The organism is Streptomyces sp. NPDC003034 (assembly GCF_053591375.1).
Genome location: NZ_JBSFTS010000003.1, coordinates 120,862 through 144,956, shown reverse-complemented (window position 1 = coordinate 144,956; position 24,095 = coordinate 120,862). Strand labels below are relative to the sequence as shown.

The 24,095-nt window shown below is 72.2% G+C and carries 23 protein-coding genes; 14 read left to right on the top strand and 9 right to left on the bottom strand.

Annotated elements, in window-relative coordinates; all coding sequences use genetic code 11:
- Window positions 1-140: 140 nt before the first annotated feature.
- Window positions 141-1,760, bottom strand: a complete 1,620-nt coding sequence (locus ACWDX7_RS05165; protein WP_451488141.1) for an MFS transporter — start codon at window positions 1,758-1,760, stop codon at window positions 141-143.
- A 66-nt stretch (window positions 1,761-1,826) separates the two neighbouring features.
- The gene (locus ACWDX7_RS05160; protein WP_451488140.1) at window positions 1,827-2,300 is read right to left on the bottom strand and encodes a MarR family winged helix-turn-helix transcriptional regulator; all 474 of its coding nucleotides are present in this window, start codon (window positions 2,298-2,300) and stop codon (window positions 1,827-1,829) included.
- A 173-nt stretch (window positions 2,301-2,473) separates the two neighbouring features.
- Between ACWDX7_RS05160 and ACWDX7_RS05155 the strand changes: the two genes are divergently transcribed.
- From ACWDX7_RS05155 to ACWDX7_RS05130, 6 genes are all read left to right on the top strand, one after another.
- Complete coding sequence (locus ACWDX7_RS05155) at window positions 2,474-3,151, top strand: CBS domain-containing protein (protein ID WP_451488139.1); 678 nt, start codon at window positions 2,474-2,476, stop codon at window positions 3,149-3,151.
- A gap of 379 nt (window positions 3,152-3,530) precedes the next feature.
- Window positions 3,531-5,222: a sensor histidine kinase gene (locus tag ACWDX7_RS05150; protein WP_451749590.1), complete on the top strand. Its 1,692-nt coding sequence runs from the start codon at window positions 3,531-3,533 to the stop codon at window positions 5,220-5,222.
- Window positions 5,219-5,626: a roadblock/LC7 domain-containing protein gene (locus ACWDX7_RS05145; protein WP_451493081.1), complete on the top strand. Its 408-nt coding sequence runs from the start codon at window positions 5,219-5,221 to the stop codon at window positions 5,624-5,626. Before ACWDX7_RS05150 ends, ACWDX7_RS05145 begins: the two co-directional genes overlap by 4 nt.
- Window positions 5,623-5,982: a DUF742 domain-containing protein gene (locus ACWDX7_RS05140; protein WP_451493082.1), complete on the top strand. Its 360-nt coding sequence runs from the start codon at window positions 5,623-5,625 to the stop codon at window positions 5,980-5,982. The genes ACWDX7_RS05145 and ACWDX7_RS05140 overlap by 4 nt, the downstream gene beginning before the upstream one ends.
- Window positions 5,963-6,613, top strand: a complete 651-nt coding sequence (locus ACWDX7_RS05135) for a GTP-binding protein (RefSeq protein ID WP_451493083.1) — start codon at window positions 5,963-5,965, stop codon at window positions 6,611-6,613. Before ACWDX7_RS05140 ends, ACWDX7_RS05135 begins: the two co-directional genes overlap by 20 nt.
- Window positions 6,610-7,989 carry a cytochrome P450 gene (locus ACWDX7_RS05130; RefSeq protein WP_451493084.1) on the top strand — a complete coding sequence of 460 codons (1,380 nt, stop codon included), beginning with the start codon at window positions 6,610-6,612 and terminating at the stop codon, window positions 7,987-7,989. The genes ACWDX7_RS05135 and ACWDX7_RS05130 overlap by 4 nt, the downstream gene beginning before the upstream one ends.
- 10 nt (window positions 7,990-7,999) lie before the next feature.
- Here ACWDX7_RS05130 and ACWDX7_RS05125 read toward each other — a convergent pair whose 3' ends face one another.
- The 6 genes from ACWDX7_RS05125 to ACWDX7_RS05100 all read right to left on the bottom strand — a co-directional run bounded on the left by ACWDX7_RS05125 (window position 8,000) and on the right by ACWDX7_RS05100 (window position 12,788).
- Window positions 8,000-9,109, bottom strand: coding sequence for a terpene synthase family protein (locus tag ACWDX7_RS05125; protein WP_451493085.1), 1,110 nt, complete (start codon window positions 9,107-9,109; stop codon window positions 8,000-8,002).
- 3 nt (window positions 9,110-9,112) lie between these two features.
- A complete protein-coding gene (locus ACWDX7_RS05120) occupies window positions 9,113-10,024 on the bottom strand; it encodes an SAM-dependent methyltransferase (RefSeq protein WP_451493086.1) in 912 nt (303 codons plus the stop codon).
- Window positions 10,025-10,223: 199 nt separating this feature from the next.
- The gene (locus ACWDX7_RS05115; RefSeq protein WP_451493087.1) at window positions 10,224-10,490 is read right to left on the bottom strand and encodes a DUF4235 domain-containing protein; all 267 of its coding nucleotides are present in this window, start codon (window positions 10,488-10,490) and stop codon (window positions 10,224-10,226) included.
- Entirely contained in the window at window positions 10,487-10,633 is a 147-nt protein-coding gene (locus ACWDX7_RS05110) for a hypothetical protein (RefSeq protein WP_451493088.1), read from the bottom strand. The genes ACWDX7_RS05115 and ACWDX7_RS05110 overlap by 4 nt, the downstream gene beginning before the upstream one ends.
- A gap of 134 nt (window positions 10,634-10,767) precedes the next feature.
- Window positions 10,768-11,862 carry a baeRF2 domain-containing protein gene (locus ACWDX7_RS05105; protein WP_451493089.1) on the bottom strand — a complete coding sequence of 365 codons (1,095 nt, stop codon included), beginning with the start codon at window positions 11,860-11,862 and terminating at the stop codon, window positions 10,768-10,770.
- Window positions 11,863-12,029: 167 nt separating this feature from the next.
- Window positions 12,030-12,788 carry an STAS domain-containing protein gene (locus tag ACWDX7_RS05100; protein ID WP_451493090.1) on the bottom strand — a complete coding sequence of 253 codons (759 nt, stop codon included), beginning with the start codon at window positions 12,786-12,788 and terminating at the stop codon, window positions 12,030-12,032.
- A gap of 124 nt (window positions 12,789-12,912) precedes the next feature.
- On the opposite strand from ACWDX7_RS05100, the gene ACWDX7_RS05095 reads away from it, so the two are divergent.
- The 5 genes from ACWDX7_RS05095 to ACWDX7_RS05075 all read left to right on the top strand — a co-directional run bounded on the left by ACWDX7_RS05095 (window position 12,913) and on the right by ACWDX7_RS05075 (window position 17,517).
- Window positions 12,913-13,320: a helix-turn-helix transcriptional regulator gene (locus tag ACWDX7_RS05095; protein WP_451493091.1), complete on the top strand. Its 408-nt coding sequence runs from the start codon at window positions 12,913-12,915 to the stop codon at window positions 13,318-13,320.
- Window positions 13,321-13,704: 384 nt separating this feature from the next.
- The gene (locus ACWDX7_RS05090; protein WP_451493092.1) at window positions 13,705-14,442 is read left to right on the top strand and encodes a VOC family protein; all 738 of its coding nucleotides are present in this window, start codon (window positions 13,705-13,707) and stop codon (window positions 14,440-14,442) included.
- 129 nt (window positions 14,443-14,571) lie between these two features.
- Window positions 14,572-14,847 (top strand): isoamylase early set domain-containing protein, encoded by a 276-nt coding sequence (locus tag ACWDX7_RS05085; protein WP_451493093.1) that lies wholly within the window; start codon window positions 14,572-14,574, stop codon window positions 14,845-14,847.
- A gap of 135 nt (window positions 14,848-14,982) precedes the next feature.
- Entirely contained in the window at window positions 14,983-15,672 is a 690-nt protein-coding gene (locus ACWDX7_RS05080; RefSeq protein ID WP_451493094.1) for a HemK2/MTQ2 family protein methyltransferase, read from the top strand.
- 372 nt (window positions 15,673-16,044) lie between these two features.
- On the top strand, window positions 16,045-17,517 hold the full coding sequence (locus ACWDX7_RS05075; protein ID WP_451493095.1) for a nucleobase:cation symporter-2 family protein: 1,473 nt from the start codon (window positions 16,045-16,047) through the stop codon (window positions 17,515-17,517).
- Window positions 17,518-17,650: 133 nt separating this feature from the next.
- Here the strand turns inward: ACWDX7_RS05075 and ACWDX7_RS05070 are convergent, their stop codons facing one another.
- Window positions 17,651-18,382 carry a transcriptional regulator gene (locus ACWDX7_RS05070; protein ID WP_451493096.1) on the bottom strand — a complete coding sequence of 244 codons (732 nt, stop codon included), beginning with the start codon at window positions 18,380-18,382 and terminating at the stop codon, window positions 17,651-17,653.
- Window positions 18,383-18,704: 322 nt separating this feature from the next.
- On the opposite strand from ACWDX7_RS05070, the gene ACWDX7_RS05065 reads away from it, so the two are divergent.
- From ACWDX7_RS05065 to ACWDX7_RS05055, 3 genes are all read left to right on the top strand, one after another.
- Window positions 18,705-19,070, top strand: coding sequence for a hypothetical protein (locus tag ACWDX7_RS05065; protein ID WP_451493097.1), 366 nt, complete (start codon window positions 18,705-18,707; stop codon window positions 19,068-19,070).
- Between the two features lie 149 nt (window positions 19,071-19,219).
- Window positions 19,220-23,107, top strand: coding sequence for an nSTAND1 domain-containing NTPase (locus ACWDX7_RS05060; protein WP_451493098.1), 3,888 nt, complete (start codon window positions 19,220-19,222; stop codon window positions 23,105-23,107).
- 142 nt (window positions 23,108-23,249) lie between these two features.
- On the top strand, window positions 23,250-24,089 hold the full coding sequence (locus tag ACWDX7_RS05055) for an NlpC/P60 family protein (RefSeq protein ID WP_451493099.1): 840 nt from the start codon (window positions 23,250-23,252) through the stop codon (window positions 24,087-24,089).
- The last annotated feature ends 6 nt before the right edge of the window (window positions 24,090-24,095 follow it).

Genomic DNA, 24,095 nt, shown 5'->3' with positions numbered 1-24,095 from the left:
CAGGTATTCACCTAATTACTACCTGTCGAATTCCCTCCGTCACGACCCGTGAGGAAGCGGACCGGGGCCCGGCCGGGCGGGATACGCGCCTCACGCATGCACGCACGCACACCGCCCCGACCGGGCCGCCCCTTTCGCTCTCAGCTCCCGGTGGGCGCCTGGGGAGCGCGGCGGACGCCGACCGCGGCCATGACGGCGCCGGCCAGACACAGCACCCCGGTGAGCAGGGCCGCGGAATGCACGCCGTTGATGAAGGCTTGGCCGCTGCCCTCGACGACCGCGGCCCTCAGCTGCCCCGGCATGTCACCGTTCACCGGTGACACGCCCATCGCGACGGCGTCCTTGGCCGTGTGCAGGCCCTCGGCCACGGGCGCCGGGACCCCGGCCGAGGTGAGCTCGCCGGTCATCGTGGCACCGACCCTGGCGCTGATCAGGGACATCAGTACGGACGTGCCCAGAGCCCCGCCGATCTGGAGCGCGGTGGCCTGCAAGCCGCCCGCGACGCCCGCGTCCTTGACCGGCGCGTTGCCGACGATCGCATCGGAGGAGGCGGCCATCACCATGCCGACGCCGAGGCCCAGGGCGATGAACGGCGGCCACATGGCGGCGTACGAGGAGTGCACTCCCCAGCCGAGCATCCCGAAGGAGGCGGCCGCCTGCAGCGCCATGCCCAGCGGCATGGTCAGCCGGGCGCCGAACTTCTCGGTGAGCTTCGCGCCCAGGGGTGAGGCGACCACCGAGGCCAGGCTGAGCGGCAGGGTGCGCACGCCGGCCTCGACGGGGGTGAACCCGCGGACGTTCTGCAGGTAGAGCATGACGAAGAAGATCACGCCGAGCAGGACGAAGAAGTTGACCGCCGTGATGACGGCGCCGACGCTCAGCGCCGGGCTGCGGAACAGCCGCATCGGCAGCAGGGGGTGCTGGACGCGCGTCTCGTACCAGCCGAACACCGACACCACGACGAGTCCGGCGGCGAGCGTCCCCAGCGTCGAACTGGAACTCCACCCCCACGACTCGCCCTTGACGACGCCGAAGACGATGAGGAGCAGCCCGAGCGCCAGCAGGATGACGCCCAGGACGTCGAAGCGGTCCTCAGCGGTGGAGGCGTTCTTGCTCTGCGGCAGCACGAACGCGCTGAAGGCCAGCGCGACGACACCGATCGGGGCGTTGATGTAGAAGACCGACTCCCAGTTGACGTGCTCCACGAGCAGTCCGCCGACGATGGGGCCGAGCGCCGTGGAGACGGACGACACCATCGCCCAGATGCCCACGGCCATGCCGAACTTCTTCGGCGGGAACACCGCGCGCAGCAGGCCGAGCGTGTTGGGCATCAGCAGGGCGCCGAAGAAGCCCTGCACGGCCCGGAAGGCGATGACTCCCTCGATGGAGCCCGCCAGACCGATGGCGACCGAGGCGGCGGTGAAGCCCGCGACCCCGACCAGGTAGTACGTACGCCGGCCGAACCGGTCGCCCAGCTTCCCGCCCAGGATCAGCGCCGCGGCCAGCGCCAGCAGGTAGGAGTTGGTGACCCATTGCAGGTCGGCGGTGGAGGCGTGCAGGTCCCGGCCGATCTCCGGGTTCGCGATCGAGACGACCGAGCCGTCGAGGCCGACCATGAACAGTCCGAAGGCGACCGCGATCAGGGTCAGCCAGGGATGGCCGCGGCGGCCACGGACGTCACGGTTGTCATGGGCGTCAGAGGTGCCTGCCGGCGGGGAGTCTGCGGGCAGGGGTGAGCGGTCCACGGCGGTGGAGGACATGGAGGTGCCTTGCTTCTTCGAAGGACGGGTGCGGCCGGCGGACGGCGGCCGGCCGCGGGAGGGACGTCAGCGCGCGGCGGGGTGAATCCGCCGGGCGAGTCCGTGCAGGGCGCCGAGGGCCGAGCCGATGGCGTCGAGGTCCCCGTCCGTGAGGGTGTGGAGCGCCTCGACGAGGTACCCCTCCACCAGGTTCCCGAACTCGGCGAGCCGGCGGCGGGCCTCGGCCGTCAGGTGCAGGTGCGCCACCCTCTTGTCGGCCCCGTCCTGCCTGCGCTCCAACAGCCCCTCGGCGACCAGCTGGGTGACCAGGGCGCTCACGTTGTTGGGCTTCATCAGGAGCGCGTCGGCCGCTGCGCGGACGGTGACGCCGTCGTGCTCCGCCACGAACCGCAGCACCGCGAGCTGCCCCTCGGGGAGCTTGGGGTGCGGGAAATCCTGGAAGACCCGCCGGTCGACAGCGCGGTGCAGCGCGGGCAGGACGGCCGCGAGCCCGGAGGCGATGTGGCGGGTGTCCTGGTCGGACGCGCTGGAGGCGGGCATCCGTCGAGCATAGGTATGACTACATACCTATGTCAACCGACCTACGCGCCTGACCTGCCCCGCACAGGCCGGCCGCGGTGTCGACCCGGCCGGCCGGCCCTCGCCGGGGCGGCCGCCCCGTCGGAAACTGGGAGGGGGAGGCGAGCGGGAGTGGGAAGCGAACGGAGAGCGCCATGGCCACGAACCCGTACACCGTGAGCGACGTCATGAGCCACACGGCCGTCGCCGTGGGACGCGAGGCCTCCTACAAGGAGATCGTGGAGCTCATGCACCAGTGGAACATCAGCGCCGTGCCGGTACTGGAAGGCGAGGGCCGCGTCGTCGGCGTGGTCTCCGAGGCCGACCTCCTGCCCAAGGAGGAGTTCCGGCGGGATGAGCCGAGACTCCCAGAGCAGCTGGACGAGGCATCGAAGGCCGCGGCGGTCGTCGCGGAGGAACTCATGTCCAGCCCCGCCATCACCGTCCACCCGGACGCCAGCCTCGCCGAAGCGGCCCGCATCATGGCCAGGAAGCGCGTGAAACGGCTGCCGGTGGTGAACGACATCGGGCTGCTGGAGGGCATCGTCAGCCGCAGCGACCTCCTGAAGGTGTTCCTCCGGCCGGACGAGGAGATCGAGGGCGAGGTCCGCCAGTCGGTCCTGGCGGAGCTGACCGCCCCGCTGCACCTCGACTGCTCGGTCGTGGAGGGCGTGGTCACCGTGCGCGGCGCCCTGCGCAACCGCGCCCTGGCCCCTCTCATCATCCGCGCCGTCCGCGCCGTCGAAGGGGTCGTGGACGTGCGGATGGAACTCGAAACACCCGTCGGGCGCCCGGAGAACGTGACCCCCGATGACGTGAGCCCGGCGTACTGAGACCGGCGGCCCGAGGCCGATGGGGCCCAGACCGATGAGCCCAGACCGATGGGCCGAGGCCGATGGGCCCAGACCGATGAGCCGAGGCCGATGGGCCGAGGCCGATGGGAACCAGCCGATTCGCGGGGCACCCGGCGCCACCCCGTACGGACATCCGTACGGCCGCCGACCAGGCGTCCGGCGGTGTCGGGGCGCAGGCGGCGGGCCCCTGCGGGGAGTCGGCGGACCGGAGGCCGGAACTCTTTTCGGTCACCGCCCGCGCATCCAACTCAACGGTCACGTCCGCATCATGACCTGTTGTCAAGACCCTTACGAAGAACCGATAAGATCCCGGGCTGTTGTCCTATGATCTTTCGTTTTCGATCGTTTGAGGGTTCTGATGGTTCGAGAGGGATCGTCGCCCGGCAGTCCAGGGCCGGCCTCACCCGCCGTTTGGGCGCTGCCCGCCCTGGTGACCGCGGTGGGCGCGGCGGTGGCCGTGGCGCTGGTAGCGGCTCCTGCCCGCACCTCCGTGGCATGGGTGGGTGTGACGGCCTTCGTCGCGGTCGCACTCTCCTGCGGTGAGGCGGCCCGGCGAGGCAAGGCGGTGGCCGCGCTCCGCGCCACGGTCGCCGCGCAGGAGGCGGCTCTGTCGCAGCAGCAGGCCGAGACCGTCCGATTGGCCGAGACGCTGCTGCCCGACGTCGTCGCGCGCCTGCGCAAGGGGGAGTTCCCCGAGGATGTGCTCACGTCCCTGGAGGACCCCGACGCCTACCGGCCGGGCCTGACGCCCGAGTTCAGGGCGGCCCATCAGGCCGTACTGCGCTCGGTGCTCGACGCCGTCATCGCCGAGGAGGACCTGCGCGACTCCGCGCAGCGGGCCTTCGTGAACATCGCCCGCCGCGTGCAGGCGATCGTGCACCAGCAGGCCACGGAGTTGCGGGACATGGAGGACCGGCACGGTCAGATGCCGGCCGTCTTCGGTGACCTGCTGAGGCTCGACCACGGCACCGCGCTCATCGGCCGACTCGCCGACTCCATCGCCGTGCTCGGCGGTGCGCGGCCGGGCCGCCAGTGGAGCAAGGCCGTACCCCTGTACAGCGTGCTGCGCGGCGCCATGTCCCGGATCATCGACTACCAGCGCGTGGAGCTCCACTCGGTCTCCCAGGTCGCGGTGGTCGGCCCCGCCGTCGAACCGCTCATCCACGCGCTGGCCGAGCTGCTGGACAACGCCACCCGCTACTCCCCGCCGCAGACGAAGGTCCACCTGACCGCCGTCGACGTGAACTCGGGCATCGCCGTGGAGATCGAGGACGGCGGGCTGAGCATGAGCGAGGAGGCCCGCAAGCGGGCCGAGCGCATGCTGCGCCAGGCGCAGCAGGGCATCGACCTCACCGATCTGGGCGAGACGCCGCGCCTGGGCCTCGCCGTGGTCGGCCGGCTCGCCCAGGCCTACAACTTCCGGGTCTCGCTGCGCGCTTCGGCATACGGAGGGGTGCGTGCCGTCCTCGTCATCCCGCAGGACCTGATCACGACCGTCTCGGCCGCGACCGGCGTCGCCCACGGCATCGGCACCTCCTCGGGCCCCCGCGCCCTGACGGCCGCGAGCGAGCGGGCCACCGGTCCGACGGCGGCGGCTGCGCAGGCGCAGCCGGCCGCCCGACCGGCCGCGGCTCCTGCCACGCCTCCGGTCAGGCGGACTGCCGCCCGTCCGGTCGACGGACCGCAGGAGACGCGCCCGGCCGGTGATCCCCGGGTACCCGTGTCCGCGGGCGCCGCCGACGAGTTCGCCGCCGTGACCGAGCGGACGTCGAACGGACTGCCGCAACGGCGGCGCAAGGCCCGCGCCACGGCGCCGGCCGACCCGGCTCCCGGCTGGATCCCCGCCGGGGCTCCCGACCGGGCCGAAGCCCGGCCCGAGCCGGAGGTGCAGCCGGGGATGTGGCTGGCCGCCTTCCAGAGCGGCGTATCCGGGGAGGACCAGCCCGGTACGGGCCAGACCACCGCAGGGCCGACCGGCGAGAGCCGGACCGGTGCAAGTCAGAACACAGACGCCTCGCCGCACTCGGCGAGCAAGGGGGAACAGCCATGAGTCAGCTTCGGACCAATATGGACTGGATGCTCAAGGACCTGGCCGAGAGCGTTCCGCAGACCCGCCATGTCATCGTGCTCTCCGCCGACGGCCTGCGCATGGCCCAGTACGGCGCGGAGACCGATACGGCCGACCGGCTCGCCGCCGCCTGCGCCGGTCTGCAGAGCCTCGCCGCAGCGGTCGCCTCCGAGCTTCCCAACAGCAGCGGCCGGATGCGGCTGGTCGTCATCGAGATGGACGGCGGCTTCTTCTACCTCATGGCGGCCGGCACCGGCGCGTATCTCGCGGTGCTGGCCGACGAGGGAGTCGACGCGGGACTGATGGGCCAGCGCATGCGCGACCTGGTGGCGCGGATCGGAGAGCACCTCAGCAGCCCGCCGCGCAGCGACGGGACAACCGCGTGAGCGACCCGGGCCGGGATTGGGAGGACAGGACTCCCGAACGGCTCTACGTCATCACGGGCGGTCGCAGCGGACCGTTAGTACCCACCGCTCTCGACCTGGTCACGCTGATCGTGGCCAGGTCGGGGCCCGGGCCGGGGATGCAGCCGGAACAGGCGGCGATCATGCGGCTGTGCCAGTCGCCGCTCTCGGTGGCCGAGATCTCCGCGTATCTCGGCCTGCCGGTGAGCGTGGTGACCGTACTGATCGACGATCTTCTCACCGCGGGCCGGGTGCTCTCCCGGGCACCCGTCGCCCTCGCACAACTCCCGGACCTGGCATTGATTGAGGCAGTGATCGATGGACTTCAGAAGCTCTGAGCCTCCCCCGGCTCCCGCCCCGAGGGAGTATTCCCAGGCGGGGCCGCGGCGCGAGGACGTACTGCCGGCCACGGCCGCCGCCGCGGTCAAGGTGGTGATCGTGGGCGGCTTCGGCGTGGGCAAGACGACCCTGGTGGGCTCGGTGAGCGAGATCCGGCCGCTGACCACCGAGGAGACGATGACCCAGGCCGGCGTCGGCGTCGATGACACGGCGGGCGTGGAGCGCAAGAGTTCCACCACCGTGGCCATGGATTTCGGCCGGATCAGCATCAACGAGGAGCTGGTGCTGTACCTCTTCGGCACCCCCGGCCAGCAGCGCTTCTGGTTCCTGTGGCACGGCCTGTTCGAGGGCGCGCTGGGCGCGGTGGTGCTGGTCGACACGCGCAGGCTGGAGGTCAGCTTCGATGTGATCGGCCGGCTGGAGGAACGCGGGGTGCCCTTCGTGGTGGCCGTCAACACCTTCCCAGGGGCCCCCGAGCACCCGGCGGAGGAACTGCGCAGCGCTCTCGACCTGCCCCCGACCGTCCCCCTCGTCTTCTGCGACGCCCGGCGGCGCGACTCCAGCCGTGACGTCCTGATGACGCTGATGCGCTATCTGCACTCGCTCGCCGTCACCCCGGAGGCATCATGAGCACGCCCGAGCACACTCTCGTCCCGCCCCCGGGCTGCCCCGCCCACCGGCTCTACGGGCCCGAGGCCGAGGCCGACCCGAGGGGCCTGTACGAGAAGCTGCGGGCCGAATACGGCACGGTGGCCCCCGTCCTCGTCCACGGTGACCTCCCGGCGTGGCTGGTGCTCGGCCACCGCGAGAACCTGGACGTGGCCCGTACGCCGTCCCGTTTCTCCCGCGACCCCCGCCGCTGGCGCGACCAGCAGGAGGGAAGGGTGCCCGCGGACCATCCGCTGACCCCGATGACGGCCTGGCAGCCGGTGTGCCACTTCGTAGACGGGGCGGAGCACGAGCGGCTGCGCGGCGCGGTCACCGAGTCCCTCGAACGCTTCGACCGGCGCGGTGTGCGCCGCTACGTGAAGCGCTTCGCCGACCACCTGATCGACGGGTTCGCGGCCTCCGGGAAGGCGGACCTGATAGCGGATTTCGCCGAACCGCTGCCGATGCTGGTGATGACCCAGCTGGTCGGGGCACCCGACTCGTACGGACCGCGCCTCGTCGAGGCCGCCCGCGACATGATCAAGGGCACCGAGACGGCCATCGCGAGCAACGAGTACGTTTCCGTGGCGCTGCGGGAGCTGGTCGCGCGCAAACACACCGCACCCGGCCGGGACTTCACGTCCTGGCTGCTGGAGCACTCCTCGTCCCTCTCGGACGAGGAGATCGTGGAACACCTGCGGCTCGTGCTGATCGCGGCCTTCGAGACGACGGCCAATCTCATCGCCAACACGCTGCGGCTGATCCTCACCGACCGGCGCTTCCGCGCGAACCTCTCCGGCGGGCACATGACGCTGCCCGACGCCCTGGAGCAGGTGTTGTGGGACGAGCCGCCGCTCACCACCGTCCTGGGCCGCTGGGCCACCGGCGACACCGTGCTGGGCGGCCGGCAGATCAAGGGCGGGGACATGCTGCTGCTGGGCCTGGCCGCCGGCAACGCGGACCCGGAGATCCGTCCCGACCCGGCGGCGTCCGTGCACGGAAACCGCTCGCACCTGGCCTTCAGCACCGGCCCGCACGAGTGCCCCGGCCAGGACATCGGCCGGGCCATCGCGGACACCGGCATCGATACGCTGCTCTCGCGGCTGCCGGACCTCGAACTAGCCGTCCCTGACGGTGCGTTGTGCCGCAACAGCTCATTGATGTCCCACCAGCTGGTGGCCCTTCCGGTGTCGTTCACGCCGCGCGGCAGCACCGTGACGGGCTCCTCCCCCGTGCCCCCGAGGGCGGACCCGCTGCCGGAGGCGGCCGCCCCGCCGGTCCCCGCGCCGGCGGGCGGGGGGCGGACGGCGCGGCCGTCGTGGTGGCGCCGGCTGTTCGCCGCGGGCCGCCACAGCTGAGCCGGGCGTTTCAGTCGTCGAGCTGCTCCCACCACCAGGCGATCGCCGGTATGGGGAGCGGCTCGACGCTCGGATCGCTGGGGGTGTCCCGCCAGACGATGTCGTAGGAGGCACCTTCCACGGGGAGTTCGTTGCGGTTGCGCGGGCTCGCGTAGCGCGGCGCCAGGTTGTGGTAGGCGAGGTCGCCGGCGATCCAGTGCTCCAGCGACAGGAGGTACCGGCCGAGTTCCTCGTCGGCGTCCCGCGCGAGCTGCTCGCTCAGGCGGATGAAGAGCGTGAGCGCGCGGTCCCGCACGGCGGCCGCAGCGGGCAGCGCCTGCGCGGGAGTGCAGCCGTTCTCCCGGGCTAGGACGTTGATCAGGTTCGGCTCCCAGGGCTCCTGGTCGTCGTCCTTGTTGTACGAGAACAGGTCGTTGTCGCAGCTCACCACGTAACCGGCGGCGTCGGTCAGCGCCTGGACGGGAGCCGAGTACAGCACGTCGGCCGGCAGGTCGATGCCGTTCGCGACGTCGCACCAGGTCAGCGTGAAGCGGGTGCCGTTGACGGAGACCCGCATGGCGGCCAAGTCGTTGAGGCTCGGCATCACCCCGCGCTCGGCGTTGGAGGTCTGCCAGCTTTCGCCGAACATCCAGTCCCGCATGCCTTCGGTGAAGCGGCGCAGCTGGAAGGGCGTGAGCATGGCGCGCGTGCGGGTCACCAGGTCTTCGAGCGCCGCGGTGTGCGGGGTCGGGGGCAGCAGGCCGGAGCCGGGTGCCTCGACGGCACGGATGAGGCGGGCGCTGTGGTCGGCCAAGTGCGCCGTGCGGTGTTCGGCGGGTCCCGAGGCCTGCCCGTCATCGGTGGCGAAGGCCCAGTAGTTCCACTGGGTGAACAGCAGCATCGCCTCCACGTCGCCGTACGGGAGGATGCGGCTGGTGAAGTCGGCGCTGTGGGTGGCCAGTCCCCAGGCGCGCTCGGTGGCGTCCGGGTAGAGGCCGTACCGGTCGATCCAGGCGATGGCCCGCTCCGTCAGCTCTTCCGCCTTGGGGTGGATCAGGTTCGGCTCGAACGGACAGTAGACGGGCGGCAGCCGCCAGCCTATGCGGGAGGGCGCCGTGCCTGCTGCGTAGACGGGTGGCATCGGTCAGTTGCCCCCGCCCAGCCGGAAGAGCAGCAGCCGGGTCTCCAGCGCGCGGTCCCGCCAGATCCGGAACAGCTTGCCGTGCGTGATGGTGGACTCCCGCAGCCGTTCCCGGGACCAGGCGGACGGAGCCCCGGAGCTCTCGACCCGGTCCAGCTCGGCCGTGTTCCAGGCCATGGACTGCACCCAGAACTCGGCGACCCGGTCGGTCACGTCCTCGTCCTGCTCCAGTTCGAAGCCGGCCGCCCCGGCCGCGGTGAGGTACTCGGTGAGGGTGCCCAGGCGCGTCTTGTAGTAGCCGTCGATGAATTCGGTCCACTCCGGGCGGCAGATGAAGTGCTCCTGGATACCGAACCAGCCGCCCGGCTTCAGCGCCTTGGCGACCACCTCGAAGAGCCGTCTGCGGTCCATGTAGCCGGAGCTCTCATTGGCGTAGGCGGCGTCGAACTTCTGCTCGGTGGTGAAGTCGTGGACGTCCGCGAGCAGCGGGGTCACCCGGTCCGCGACCCCGGCCTGACGGGCGAAGTCGCGGATGACCGGGACGTGTTCGCCCGCGACCGTGAGACCCGTGACCATCGCGCCGTGCTCCTGCGCCCAGTAGAGGGAGCCGCCGCCGACGCCGCAGCCGATGTCGAGGAGCCGGGCGGGCGGGGTGGCGTACGCGCCCCAGGTCCGGGCGGCGTGGTCGACTATCGCCTCCTGGGACTCTATGATCCGGCGCTTCAGTACGCGCTGGGACACCGTGGTGTTCGGGGCCGCCCCGGGGGCGAAGAGACCCATGTGGAAGTGGACCCGGGGACCCGGCCCGTACTTGTGGATGATGTCCGCGGTCTTGCGGCTGTAGTAGAGAGGCACTTGGCTCTCGTCGAACGCCTGGTCATCGGTGGGGGCCTGGATGACGAGGTTGCTGTCCATCGGTTCTCCGGTCCTGCGGTCATGTGGGGGTGTTGATCGGCCGCCCCACTCTGCCCATGAGTGATCGATAAAACGCCTCGATTACCTAGGGCTTGAGCATAGTCACAGCCAAAATGGCCACATTCCCGAACAGTTGACGTCCTGACTCCCTCAATCACCCACCGCCGCACGGCGCGACGGCGGGACCGTCGCAGCCTCCTCAGGCGGGCCAGACGCCGGTGAGGCGCTTGGTGACGACGGCTCCACCGCGGTCGACGATGGCCTTGACGGCGGCGAAGACGGCGCCCTGCAGCGCCGCGGCGATGAGGATCTCGCGCCAGGCGCGGTCCTCGTCGGTGGCGTTCGGCGCGTCCTCCTCGTGCCGCAGCCTCTTCCAGAGCTGCTTGAACACGAACCCGGCCACGGCGCCGGTCAAGGAGCCCAGCACCAGGCCGACGGGCTTGTAGACGACTTTCGATGCCCTCATCGGCGTCTCCGCATCTCTCGCACCAGGATCCACACCGTGAGCAGGGCGGCGCACAGCTGCCACCGGCCGCTCCACATCGCCTGGGTGACCAGATAGGTCTTCTCCTGCCCGGTCTGCCCGAGCGGGGCACCCCTGTGTTCCACCTGCTCGCTCCCTCCGGCGCCGCGCGCCCTGCCCGGCGCCCACCATCCGCCTCCGTCGTCCCGGCGCTTCGCGCCTACCCGGGCGGGGTGCGTTCACCCGCGCCGCCGTGACGGCCCTGACCGCCATACGGGTATCAGGTGCCGGTGTAGCGGAGCAGTACGCCCACGCCGTCGTCGAGCGGCAGTTCCTCCCGGTGGACCACGATGAGCTCCGCCTGCGTGGCAGCCGCCGCGCGGATCAGGGCGTTGCCGGCCTCCTCCTCCCAGTAGTAGTCCACGCCGAAGCTCTTCAGCTCCTTCCCGGACAGCGCCAGGTGTGTCGGCTCCGTACCGACCCACAGGTTCGGGGCGGAGGGCAGCGGACGGCTGAGGACGAGGGCCTGCGCCCGGCCCTGCTGGAGAGCGGCGACGGCGGCCGTGACGCCTTCCACCTCGTGCGGCGCGCGGGCCCGCTGGGCGTGGAACGCGTCGAGCTGCTGCCGCTCGGCGTGGGGGCGCAGGCCCGCGAAGAGCTCGGCCAGTTCCTCCTCCAAGAGGGCGCGGCCGCTCTCGCGGCGCCTGGGGCCGTCGCTCTTGATCTTGACGAGACGGTCGCGCAGCCGCTTCGGGGCGAGTCTGGTCACCGTGTTGGCGGCCCACGGGTCACCGGCCAGCACGATCACCTCCAGGGTGGAGGCCTCGTCGGCCCGCGTCAGCTCGTCGACGAGTTCCTCCGCCCGCCCCGGCCAGTCGTCCACCGGAACCCTGCGGTCGGGGCGGTGATCGGCGGCCACCCGGCCCATCGGCCACCGGCCGGTGTCGAAGGCGACCTCCAGCTCCTCCCCGGTACCGCTTCCCTCCGCCCGGTGTACCCGGTGCAGCGCGACGGCCGCGTACGCCGTGTCCGGGGAGCGGCGGAGCGCGAGGGGCAGGACGTCGGGCACCGAGCCGAAGCGCGCTCCGTCCTGCCCCGGCGGTTCGGGCAGGCACTCGGCCAGGGCCAGTCGGCCTCGGGCGGCGAAGACCGCTTGTCCGTGGGGGCCCGCAATCTGGCGGTCCGCGCCGATCGCTTCCTCGACGGCGCCGACGGTGGCCTCGTCCGCGTCGTGGGCGAGAAGGCTGTCCCGCAGGTGGCGCCATCGCAGCTGGAGCGCCCGGTCCGGGTCTTCGATGTCGCGGGAGGTGTCTAGGTACACCGATGCGACGGGGCCGGCGTGTGCGTAGACGGGGGTCAGGAAGTCCAGTTTCACTTCGGCTGCCCTCCTCTGGTCGCGCTGCTGCTGTCCTCCCACGGTGGCGCCTCCCCGACGGCTCTCCCCCGGCGGCGCGGTGGTCGCGGGCGGCTCCAGGAGTACGGGGCCCGCGCCCCTGCCTGTTCCCGGGGAGGTGCGGGTCGGCAGGGGCGGGGTGTGGTGGGTCAGGGGGCCTGGAGGTCGTCCGGGGGGCGCGGGACCTGTTGGTGGTGGCACCAGAGGACAGCGGCTGCGAGTTGCTTCTCGTCCATACCGGATTCGGTGGCGAGGGTTTCGAGGTTGATCTCCGCGGAGTGCCCGGCGAGCGTGCGGGCGACCCTTCCGGCCCAGAGCTCGGCCTCCGTGAACGGGCGACCGCCGTAGTGGGACACGAGTCGGCGCAGGTGCTCCTCGGAGCAGGCGGCCACCGGGCGCTTGCCGTCCCGGCGGTGGTCACGGGAGTCGATGTAGGAGGAGTCGGGGACGACCGCGCCGCGGTTGGCCGACGCCGGCTCGCCGCAGAGGGCGCAGGTACGCGGGTCCGCGGCGGCGGGCTCGCGGCCGGTCAGCGAGCTCCGGGTGCCCGTGAGCGACAGCAGCCGCTCGACCGGAGGGCTCGCGGCCGTGACGCGGAAGGGGCGTGCGCTCTTCAGGGCGAGCAGGCGGGCGCGCAGCAGGGCGTTGAGACCGGAGCAGTCGCAGAAAGTGACCTGCGACAGGTCGACTTCCAGCCCCCGGCGGTAGGCGCTCAGAGCGGATGCCATGACGTGGAAGACCTCGGGCGAGGTGTTGAAGTCGATCTCTCCGGCCACGACGACCTTGGTGGGGCAGCCGGGCGCCTGGGTGACGCTGGTGCGCATGCGCGTGCCGTCCTGCGCTGCCGGCGGTGGTGATGCCGCGCAGCCCGCGGACGTGTGCGGTGTGAGGTCCGGGATGGGGGACATGACGCGCTCCCTTGGCCAAACCACGTTTTCTTGATGCTCACCCCGACGGGCATGACGCGTCAAGAGTACCCGAAATTCATTTCCTGACTTGTGCAGCGTGAATAATCCGGCAGATAATGACGAAATGGCCCATAACGTGCCGAGCCGGCCGATGTGGACGTTCCTCACCAACCATGCCCGCGTCCTGATCGCGATCGCGGGCGATCCCGGCATACGTCTGCGCGATGTCGCCGCCATCTGCGAGCTCACCGAGCGGTCGGTCCAGACCATCGTGACCGACCTGGAGGAGGCGGGTTACCTCACCCGGTCGCGTACGGGACGCCGCAACCGGTACGACATCGCCCAGCACGCGAGGTTCCGCCACCCGGCCGAGGCCGACCGCGAGGTGAACGACCTGCTGACGCTCCTGGCCACCGGGCCGACGCGGCCGGATACGGAGGACCGCGCGGCGGCGAGGACGGACCCGCTGGCCTCCGCCGCCGGGGCCGGCGGCGCGCCGGAATCCCGGCGTCACCTCCCCCACGGGCGCTGAACGCGAGCCGCCGCGCCGGTTACCGCTCGCGCCGGCCCGCTCACCGGGGCAGCCCGGCCGGATCCGGCAGCGCTTCCCGGCTCAGGCGCCGCCCCATCAGGGCGCGCGCCACCTCGCCGGGTCGCCGGCCGTGCCGTGCGCAGTAGGCCTGCAGGGCCCCGGCCGCTTCGCGCGGGGATCGCAGCGGCCGCCGCCAGCATTCCGGTGGCCGTGGCACCGAGCGGGTGCGGGCGGGCCCGACACGCGGTGCCGCGCCATCCGGCAGGCGTCCCGGCGCAGCGGATACGGTGATCCGGTCCCGTCCGAGGTGAGCGGCAGATGAGGTTGGCAGCTGTGTCGACGTCAAGTCATGAGGTGTTCGGGGCGCCGTGCTGGGTCAGTCTGATGACCCAGGACCTGTCTTCCGCACAGCGGTTCTACGGAGCCGTGATGGGCTGGGAGTTCCGCGCCACCCGGCTCGGCGAGGGCTTCGCCGTCGTCGTCCGCGACGGGGCGCCGGTCGCGGGCATCGGAGCACTGGCCCGCAGCCTCTCGGTGCCGGTGGCGTGGACCCCGTACTTCGCCGTGGACGACGCCGACGTGACCGCGTCCCGGATCCGCGAGCGCGGAGCCACCATGGCGGTCGGCCCGCTCGCCTTCGGCACGGGCCGCGCCGCCCTGGCCGCCGACCTCGACGGGGCCGTCTTCGGATTCTGGCAGGGTGAGATCATCCCCGACTGGTCGGTCGGCCGGGGGAAGGCTCCCGCCCTGCTGGAGCTGCGTACGCGCGACGCCTTCGCCGCGGCCATCTTCTACGGGCAGGTCCTCGAATGGGCCTCGGAACGGCCGGACTCCTGCGTGGTCTCCTACGAGGAGAACCACGTCGTGGTGCGCCACGGCCACGACACCGTGGCGCGGATCAGCGGCGGCGCCGTCGAAGCGGCCCCCGACCCGCAGGTCCGGCCGCGCTGGCACGTCCACTTCCAGGTGTCCGATCTGGAGGCGGCCGTGGAAGCCGCCACCCGGATGGGCGGCAGTACCGCCTCGCCCGTCGAGACCTCGACGGACGGCCGCCGGGTCTCCCTCAGGGATCCCGCGGGGGCGCTCTTCACCGTGGTCGCGCCCCGGACACCGCCGGCCTGACGGGTGGACCGCGGGGTACACCCGGCCGGTGGACCCCGCTTCGTCACAACGGACCGACCGCACTGCGCTCTTCGCGACCAGCAGGCACGATGGGGCTCCACACTCCTCCCGACGACGCCGGAGTCCATCGTGCTGGAACGCAGACAGGACCACGACCACACCGAAGTCACCTTCATCCTCCCCGCCGAGGTCCCCGCCGGGCCGGTCAGCGTCGTCGGCGACTTCAACGACTGGCACCCCGACACCCATCCCCTGCGGGCAAGGGCCGACGGCACGCGGGCGGTGAGCGTCACGCTCCCCCGCGAGGCCACCCACACCTTCCGCTACCTCGCCGCGGGCGACTACTGGTTCAACGAGGACCAGGCAGACGGCCAGGACGGACCCAACAGTCGGCTGGAAACCTGACCCCCCGGAACCATCGTCCGATCCTACGAATCTTCGTAGCGCGGCGGGGTTGGAGCCGCCCGTACGGGGCAGCCGTCCCCTGTCGGTCGAAAACCGTGCACCGCTCCGCGGAGCGCGGCCGGTTCGGGAGGTGTGTTGGTGCCGTCTACTGCCCTGACCTCGGGTATCGCGCCCGAGAAGCTGATCGCGCTGCCCGGGGTCTACTCCCCTCAAGCCGATACCCGCCTCCTCGCCGAGGCGCTCTCCCAGGAGGACCTGGGACCGGGTGTCGACGTGCTGGAGATAGGGACCGGGACAGGCGCGGTCGCGCTCGGCGCGGCCGCCACGGGAGCGCGGGTCACGGCGGTTGACGTCTCCTGGCCCGCGGTGGTCTCCGCCCGCCTGAACGCGCTGCGGCTCGGCCTGCCGCTGCGGGTGCTCCACGGGGATTTCGCCGCCCGCGGCCTGGGGCGGCGCTACGACCTGGTCGTGGCCAACCCGCCCTACGTACCGTCGCCCAGCGCGGAACTGCCGTCGCGCGGGGCGCAGCGGGCCTGGGATGCCGGGCCCGACGGGCGCGCCGTGATCGACCGGATCTGCGCCGGCGCCCCGGGTCTGCTGCGCCGCGGCGGCGCCCTGCTGATGGTGCACTCGGGGATGTGCGGAGCCGGGACCACGGTGGACCGGCTGGCGCGGGCCGGACTGTCCGCGCAGGTGAAGACGCGGGTTTCCGTACCGTGGGGGCCGGTCCTGCGGTCACGGCGGGCCTGGCTCCAGGAGCAGGGGCTGGCCGACGACGGCGAGCAGTGGGAGGAGCTCGTGGTCATCCGGGCCCGCTCCCTCTGACGGCGCCCGGCCCCCTCCCGGCCCCGATTCAGGCGGCCTCCCCTTGCGAACGCCCGGCGGGATTCCCGCCGGGCGTTTCCGCATGCCTCAGGGACGAGCCGCTTCCGGTTACTCGCGAGGAAACAGCCGCGTTGGCTATGGTGAGCGCCCTCGATCGAGTCCTCCTTCGGATCGCATGAACAAGCACGGCTCCGATGCGTCGATCGAAGGAAGTCCTGCCAATCCAGGGCATACATCGCAGTGCAGAGCGACGCGGTACGGCAACACCGCCCGGCGTCCGCCCGGTACCTCCGCCTGCCCTCGTCCTGCCCACCCGGGACTGGAGGGCGGCGGTCTCCTCTCATTCACCTACCTCGCGAAGGCAAGGCAGAGATGACGCGACGCGTCCCCCGACAGTCCGCACGAGTGTCCGCACGCCAGTCGGCCGCACATCCCTCCGGTCAGCAGCCGCATCCGGTCGACGAGCTGCTCCCGCTCCCCCGGCTCGCCCTCTACGGTTTCCAGCACGTCCTCGCCTTCTACGCGGCGGCCGTCATCGTCCCCGTCCTCCTCGGGAACGCCCTGGGACTCTCCCCCGAAGAGCTCGTCCACCTCATCAGCGCGGACCTCCTGACCTGCGGCATCGCCTCGATCATCCAGGCGCTCGGCTTCTGGAAGGTAGGCGCCCGGCTGCCCCTGGTCCAAGGCGTCACCTTCACGGCCGTCTCACCGATGATCGCCATCGGCCTGGGGGCGGGCGCCGGAACCGCCGGGCTGCTCGTCGTCTACGGAGCGGTGATCACGGCGGGCATAGCGACCTTCCTGTTCGCCCCCGTCTTCAGCAAGCTGGTGAAGTACTTCCCGCCGGTCGTCATCGGCACGATCCTCACGATCATCGGCATCACCCTGATCCCCGTGGCCCTCCAGGACGCGGCCGGCGGGGCGCGTCTGATCGGCACCCCCGCCTACGGGGACCCCAAGAACCTCGCCTACGCGCTGGGCACACTGCTGTTCATCCTGGCCATGGTCCGGATCGGCAGGCCCTTCCTCAGCAGCCTCGCCGTCCTGCTCGGACTCGCCGTCGGCACGGCCGTGGCATGGCTCTTCGGCGATGCCGACTTCAGCGGGGTCGCGGACACCGCCTGGTTCGGCGTCACCACGCCCTTCCACTACGGCATGCCGAGATTCGAGCTGCTTCCGGTGATCGCCATGCTCGTCGTCATGCTGATCACCATGGTGGAGACCACCGGCGACGTCTACGCCATCGGTGAGATCACCCGCAAGAGGGTCGACACGGACACGGTCGCGCGGGCGCTGCGCGCGGACGGCGCGGCCACCGTGCTCGGCGGCGTCCTCAACTCGTTCCCGTACGTGGCATTCGCGGAGAACATCGGCCTGGTGCGCATGTCCAAGGTCATGAGCCGGTACGTGGTCGTGGCGGCCGGGGTATTCATGATCGTCCTCGGGCTGCTGCCGAAGGCCGGCAGCGTGGTCGCCGCGATTCCGCATCCGGTGCTGGGCGGCGCGGCGCTCTCGATGTTCGGCATGGTCGCCGCGGTCGGCATCCAGATCCTGGGCAAGTCCGATCTGCGGGAGGAGCGCAACGCCCTGATCCTGGGGGTCAGTCTGGGCGCCGCGCTGCTGCCGGCCACCGTCGGGCCCTTCTTCGACCGGCTGCCGGACGACGTCCGGGCGGTGCTCGACAGCGGGATCACGCTCGGCGCCCTCACGGCCATCACGCTGAACCTGCTCTTCAACGTCTTCACCAGCCGCAGCACCATGGAGATCGACTGGGACGACCTCGGTGACGGCGGCGCCCGGGACCGGCACCCGGCGGGTCCGGGGCTCGGCGCGCCCGCCCACTGAACCATCCCGCCGGCAACACCCGGGCGGGACGCGACGTTCGGCACGGCGCGGCCGTAACGCCGCGGCCGCCGTCGGCCCGGGAAGGACGCTCGGCGTCCTTCCCGGCCGGCGGTCGGCAGGCGCTCGCTCCGCCTCAGCCGCCTGCCCCGTAAGGTGACGCCGTGTCACCGGTTCCGCCCGCTTCACCCGTCAGCTCCCAGAAGTGGTCGACGAGGCGGCGCAGGTACGCGGCACGCTCGGCCGCGATCTCCTTGAGCCGGGCATCGTCGTTCAGCGCGACCAGGTGTCCCATGTACCGCTCCGAGAAGGCCGAGAACTCCGCGTGCATGGTGTGCAGCGCGTCACCCACGAGCGTGGCGTCGGTGATGACGAGCTCCACCACCGGTTCGACGTGCGCCTTCCACCGGCCGTCGACGGCCGCGCGCAGATGACCGGCCAAGTCATCGGCCCGGCCCAGGATCTCCACGAGCCGGCGCAGGGACAGCCCCAGCGCCTCCACCAGGGCCCTGGTCTGCCAGGTGTCGCCGTGCCATTGCCCCGCGGCCTCGGCCGCCCGGTACTCGGAGGGGTCCATGCCTATGCGGGCGGCCAGTCGCTCCACGCTGAGCTGGCGGGCCAGCCGGTATTCGGCGACGGTCTGCGGCCGAGTGCCCATCAGGGTCTTCGCGTCGCACCACAGGACGTCGGCGAGTGCGAAGAGCTGACGGTCCGACGGCACATGGGAGCCCTGCTCCCACGCCGTGACCAGCTCGGGGTGGACGGGCGTGCCGCAGGCCGCCATCGACTGGGCGACCTGAGCCGTGCTCAGGCCCATGCGGGCTCGCGCGGCCCGGGCCTCGGCGGGGGAAAACGGAGTGCTGTACACGTACAAGACACCTCGCAGCACCCTCGAACGCGCACGCTCAAGGGGAGACGGATCGGTGGATGAACATCCAGGAGCGGGCACATTAACAGATGTTCAACAGGTGCGATCCTCCATGCCCCTTCGATCCGAAGGCATCGTCCGGCCGGCAGCAAATGATCTACAGATGCGCCACCCCCGTCGACCGCCACGGCGCGGCAGCGCTGGTCACGGGCCGTTTCCCGGTCGGTCGTCGGACGGGCAACGGGAAACCCGTCGACCCCGGTGCGCTCCGCGGACAGGCTGAAGTCGTCAGCACCCAGCAAGACCCCACGAGGTGGACACCATGCGCAAGATGATTCGCGGCGCCGCCGCACTCGCCACTGCGGCCGCCGCCCTGATCGCACTCAGCGGGCCGGCCGGGGCCCAACCGGCCGACGCCTGGGCCGGATGCCCGGACGGCGCGGTCTGCATCTACCCGCAGAACCAGAACCCCGCCGTCAAGCCGAGCCACATCTACTACCGGTACGGGGCCCACAACCTCGTCAACCAGTACGGCAACCACTGGGTCCTCAACAACCAGACGGGCGGCGCGACCGCGAACCTGTGCACCGGTTCCAACGGCGCGGGCTGCGGCGGCGCCATCGCCGCGCACACCGGTGTCTACGCCGACCTCACGCCGATCAACTCGATCCGCCTGAACCGGCCGTAGCCTCCCCGTCCGTGACGGACTTCCGGAGCCGCCGGGCGGCGGTCTCCGGAAGTCCGTCTTCTCGTCATACCGGACGAAAGACCCGGTTTCCCGCCCCTCCCCCGCTGTAGCCTGGGCCCTGCCGTCTCACGGCCTGGGCTCGCTTCGCCATGGGGGTTGTCTTGCGGGATCCGGACCGCAAACAGAACACCGATCAGCAGCAGGACCCGTCCGACGAGGACGCCGTCTCCTTCTCCGCCCAGCTCCGGCGCAGGCGGGTGGCAGGCGGCCTGTCGCTGGCCGATCTGGCCCGTCGTACGCACTACAGCAAGGGCTACCTCAGCAAGATCGAGACCGGGGCGAAGCCCGTGACCGTCGACGTCGCACGCCGCTGCGACGAGGTGCTGCAAGCGGACGGCGAACTGCTGCGGCTGGTCCGGGACACAGCAGCGCCCGGCCCCGGCAGCGGTTCCACCGCGCCCGGACCGCAGTCGCAGGGCGCATGCCCCTACCGCGGCCTGCCGGCCTTCGCCCCGCAGGACGCACGGTGGTTCTTCGGCCGCGAGCAGGCGACGTCGGCGCTCGTCGAGCGGGTCTTCGAACGGATCGGGACCGGACCGCTGATGCTGGTCGCCCCCTCCGGCGCGGGCAAGTCCTCCTTGCTGAATGCCGGGCTCCGGCCGGCCCTGCGCCGCAGCGGCGGCTTCCCGATGCCGGGCGCCGACGCATGGCCGGTGGTGGGCTTCACTCCCACCGCGCATCCGCTGCAAGAGCTGCTGGACCGCACCGCGAAGGTCCTCGGAAGCGATCTCGGCATCACCCTGAGCGAGTTGAGCGATCGCCCGCGGATCCTGCTCGAAGCCGTCCAGCGGCTGTCGGAGCAGACCGCGGCGGGGCCCCTGGACCGGCGCCCGCCGCCCGTACGCCCGGTGCTGATCGTTGATCAGTTCGAGGAGCTGTTCACCCTGTGCTCGGACGAGCAGGAGCGACGCGCCTTCGTACGGGTCCTCTCGGCCCTGGCCGCCTCGTGCCCGGCGGGGACCGGGCCCGATCCCGCCGTCGTGGTGCTCGGCGTACGGGCCGACTTCTCCGGGAACTGCCTGGACCTGCCCGAACTGGCCCCGGTCTTCACCGGAGGCCTGTTCGTGCTGCCCCCGATGTCCGTGGCCGAGCTGCGCGAGTCCATCACGCGCCCCGCCGAGCTCGCCGGGGTCACCCTCGAACCGGGTCTGGTCCCGCTGCTCCTGCGGGACGCCGGGCTGCGCGAGGAGCCGGGGCCGGCCGGCCCGGCGGGCGTCCCCGGTCACACGCCGTCCGGCGTGCTGCCGCTGGTCTCGCACGCGCTGATGGCCACCTGGCAGCGGCGCGAGGGATCCACCTTGACCGTCGCGGGATACGAGCACACCGGTGGTATCCAGGGGGCGATCGCGCGTACGGCCGAGGACGTGTTCGCCGGGCTGTACCCGGCCGAACAGAAGACGATCCGCCGGGTACTGGTGCGGCTGGTCCACGTCGCCGACGGTACGGGGGCCACGCGGCGCCGGATGAGCCGCACGGCCCTGATGGAGCAACTGGTCGACGCGGAGCGGGCCGCGGCCGCGCTCGACGCCTTCGTACGGGCCCGGCTGATCACCCTGGGCAGCGATACCGTCGAGATCACCCACGAGGCCCTCCTCCATGCCTGGCCGCGGTTGCGCGGGTGGATCCACGCCGACCGGGCCGGACTGCTGATCCACCAGCAACTGGCCCACGCGGCCGCCGAGTGGGAGCGCGAGGGCCGCGAGCCCTCCCTCCTCTACCGGGGTACCCGGCTGGAGACCGTCCGTGCGTGGGCCGGCGAACGCGACGGCCGCAACCGGCTGGCGCCGCTGGAAGAGGAGTTCCTCCGGGCCGGCCAGGCCGCCGAGGACCATCGTGCGCGGCAGGCCAGGCGCCATGCCCGCTTGCGGCACCGGATGCTGGTCACGCTCGTCTGCCTGCTGGTCGTCGCCCTGACCGCCGGCGGGCTGGCCTATCAGCAGCGGGCCGGCGCGCTCGGCCAGGAACGCGTCGCCCGTTCACGGGCCCTGGCCCTGCAGTCCGTCTCCCTGGCGGCCGGTCAGCCGGAGCTTTCGATGCTGCTCGCCGGGGAGGCGTACCGCATCGAGGAGACGAGCGAGGCGCGCGGGGCGCTGCTCAGCACGCAGTCACAGCCCTTCGTCGCCCGGCTCGGCGGGCACGGCGGACCGGTCAACGCGGTGGCCTTCGCGCCCGGGAACGCGTCACTTGCGGCGGCCGGCTCCGACGGGACGGTGCGGCTGTGGCGGTTGGGCGACCGGCGGATCACCGCGACCTTCACCATGCCGGGGCGCGTCCGCTCGGTCGCCTTCAGCCCCGACGGCAAGATGCTGGCGGCGACCTCCACGAGCGGGCCCGCGCGGCTATGGGACACCGCCGGCCACCGGACGGCGGCGGTTCTCGGGGAGAGCACGACGGGCGCCCGGGCGGTGGCCTTCGCTCCCGACGGGCGGACGCTGGCCACGGCGGACGCCGACGGCACGGTCCGGCTGTGGGAGACCGGCGGGGACCGGCGGGGCGTGGGGGTGCTCACCGGCCACACCGGAAGGGTCAACGCCCTGGCCTACGCGCCCGACGGCCGGACCCTGGTCTCGGCCGGGGCCGACCGGACCGTACGGCTGTGGGACACGGCGCGGGCCGGCCCGCTGGCCGTGCTCACCGGACACACCGACGAGGTGCTGGGGGCGGCCTTCGCCCCGGACGGGCGGACGGTCGCCACCGGCGGCACGGACCGCACGCTGCGCCTGTGGGACGTGGCCGGGCACCGGACGACCGCGACGCTCACCGGGCACAGCGACGACATCAACGCGGTCGTCTACACGCCCGACGGCACGACCGTCGTCAGCGCGGGCGGCGAGGGCGCCACCCGTCTGTGGGACGTGCGCAGCGGCCGGCTGACGGCCGTCCTCGCCGGACACACCGACTACGTGCTGGGGGTGGCCGTCGACTCCGGCGGCGCGGTGCTGGCGACCGCCGGCTTCGACCAGTCCGTCGTGCTCTGGGACCTGCGCGGCCCGGTGCTGACACCCCGTCCGTTCACCGAGGTCTGGCAGGCGGCCTACAGTCCGGACGGCAGGCTGCTGGCCACCGCGGAGGCCGACCACGCCGTACGACTGTGGGACGTGGCGGGGCGCCGGGTCCTGGCCACCTTCACGGGCCACGGCGAAAGCGTGTTCGCGGTGGCCTTCTCCCCGGACGGACGGACCCTGGCCTCCGCCGGCTCGGACGGCACGCTCCGGCTCTGGGACACCTCCGCGGGCGGCCCGCCGGCCGCGCTCACGGGCCAGGGCGGCACCGTGTTCGCGGTGGCCTTCTCCCCGGACGGACGGACCCTGGCCTCGGCCGGCTCCGAGGGCACGGTGCGCCTCTGGGACCTCGCCGGGCGCCGCGCGCTGGCCACGCTCACCGGGCACACCGACTTCGTCAACGACCTCGTGTTCAGCCCGGACGGGCAGACCCTGGCGAGCGCCGGTGACGATCTGACCGTGCGGCTGTGGGACGTGTCCGCGCGCCGCCCCCTCGGCACGCTGAGCGGGCACACGGGGGCGGTACGGGGGGTGGACTTCGGCCCCGACGGGCTGGCGCTGGCGAGCAGCGGCAATGACGGGACCGTACGCCTGTGGGACGTCCGCCGCCGCGGCCTCGTCGCGGCGCTGACCGGTCACACCGGCTCTGCCCGCGGCATCTCCTTCTCCCCCGACGGCCGGACGCTGGCCAGCAGCGGCAACGACCGTACGGTGCGGCTGTGGGACGTGGCCGCGCGCCGGGCGACGGCCACCCTGACGGGCCATGCGAGCGCGGTGTGGGGCGTGGTCTTCGCACCCGACGGCAGGACGGTGGCCAGTAGCAGCACCGACGGCACCGTACGGCTGTGGGACCTCGACGTCTGGGAGCGGCTGGAGCGGATCTGCCGGCTGCGGGCGAGCCTCGGCCCCCAGGAGCGCGAGACCCTCCTGCGGGGCCTGCCCCTCTCCCCCGGCCGCGGCTGCGGCCGCCCTTAGGGGGTGTTTCCCCAGGGGTTTCCCGTTGCCCATCGGCGTGGTGCGCCGCAAGGTCCTCGACCTGGCGGGCCGCGGCCCGCAGGCTGCCTCAGAGACGTCACCACGTGAACTCCGCACCGGACCACAGGAAACGAGGCCCCGCATGTTCCGCCGATCCGCTCTCCTCGGCACCCTCATCGCCCTCCTGACCTTCCTCCTCTCGGCTCCCGCGCCGGCCGCCACCGCCGGCGCGGAGTGTGCCGTACGGGCGCCGGGCGCCTCGGCGGCGGCCGAACGGGCCGTCGCCGCCGCCTGCGCCCAGGTCGCGGCGGACGTCTGGTACACCTGGGGCGGCGGCCACGGTCCGCGGCCCGGCCCCACCTACGGACAGGTGGACCCCACCGACCCGGCCAGTGAGCACGATCCCGAGCGGCTCGGCTTCGACTGCTCCGGGCTGGTCCGTTACGCGTACGCCGAGGCCACCGGCTCGGACATCCTGAACGGCGTGGCCAGCGCCCAGTACTACACGCACCGCGCCGCCGAACGCTTCACGGCGGCCCAGGGCCTGGACCCGCTGCTCCCCGGAGACCTGCTGGTGTGGGGCACCTCGCAGCGTCTGCACCACATCGCCATCTACCTGGGCGCGGGCAAGATGGCCGAGGCCAGGCAGTCCGGCACCAAACTGATGGTGAGCGACGTCCGTTCGGCGGGCTACTACGGCGCGGTCCGCGTCAACACCGGCCCCGTGACCGGGCACGTCTTCAAGACGTGGGGCTCCGGGGTGTGGACCAAGGCGCAGCCCTCCGTCAGCGCCGCGCGGGTCTACGCCTTCCCCGGTCCGACGACCATCCGCGTGGAGTGCCAGAAGCACGCGGAGACGGTCACCGCCGAGGGCTACACCAATGACGCCTGGTCCTACCTCCCTGATTACCAGGCCTGGGTCACGAACATCTACATCCAGGGGCCGGCGTGGCTGGACTCCGTGCCGACGTGCCGTACCTGACGGGGT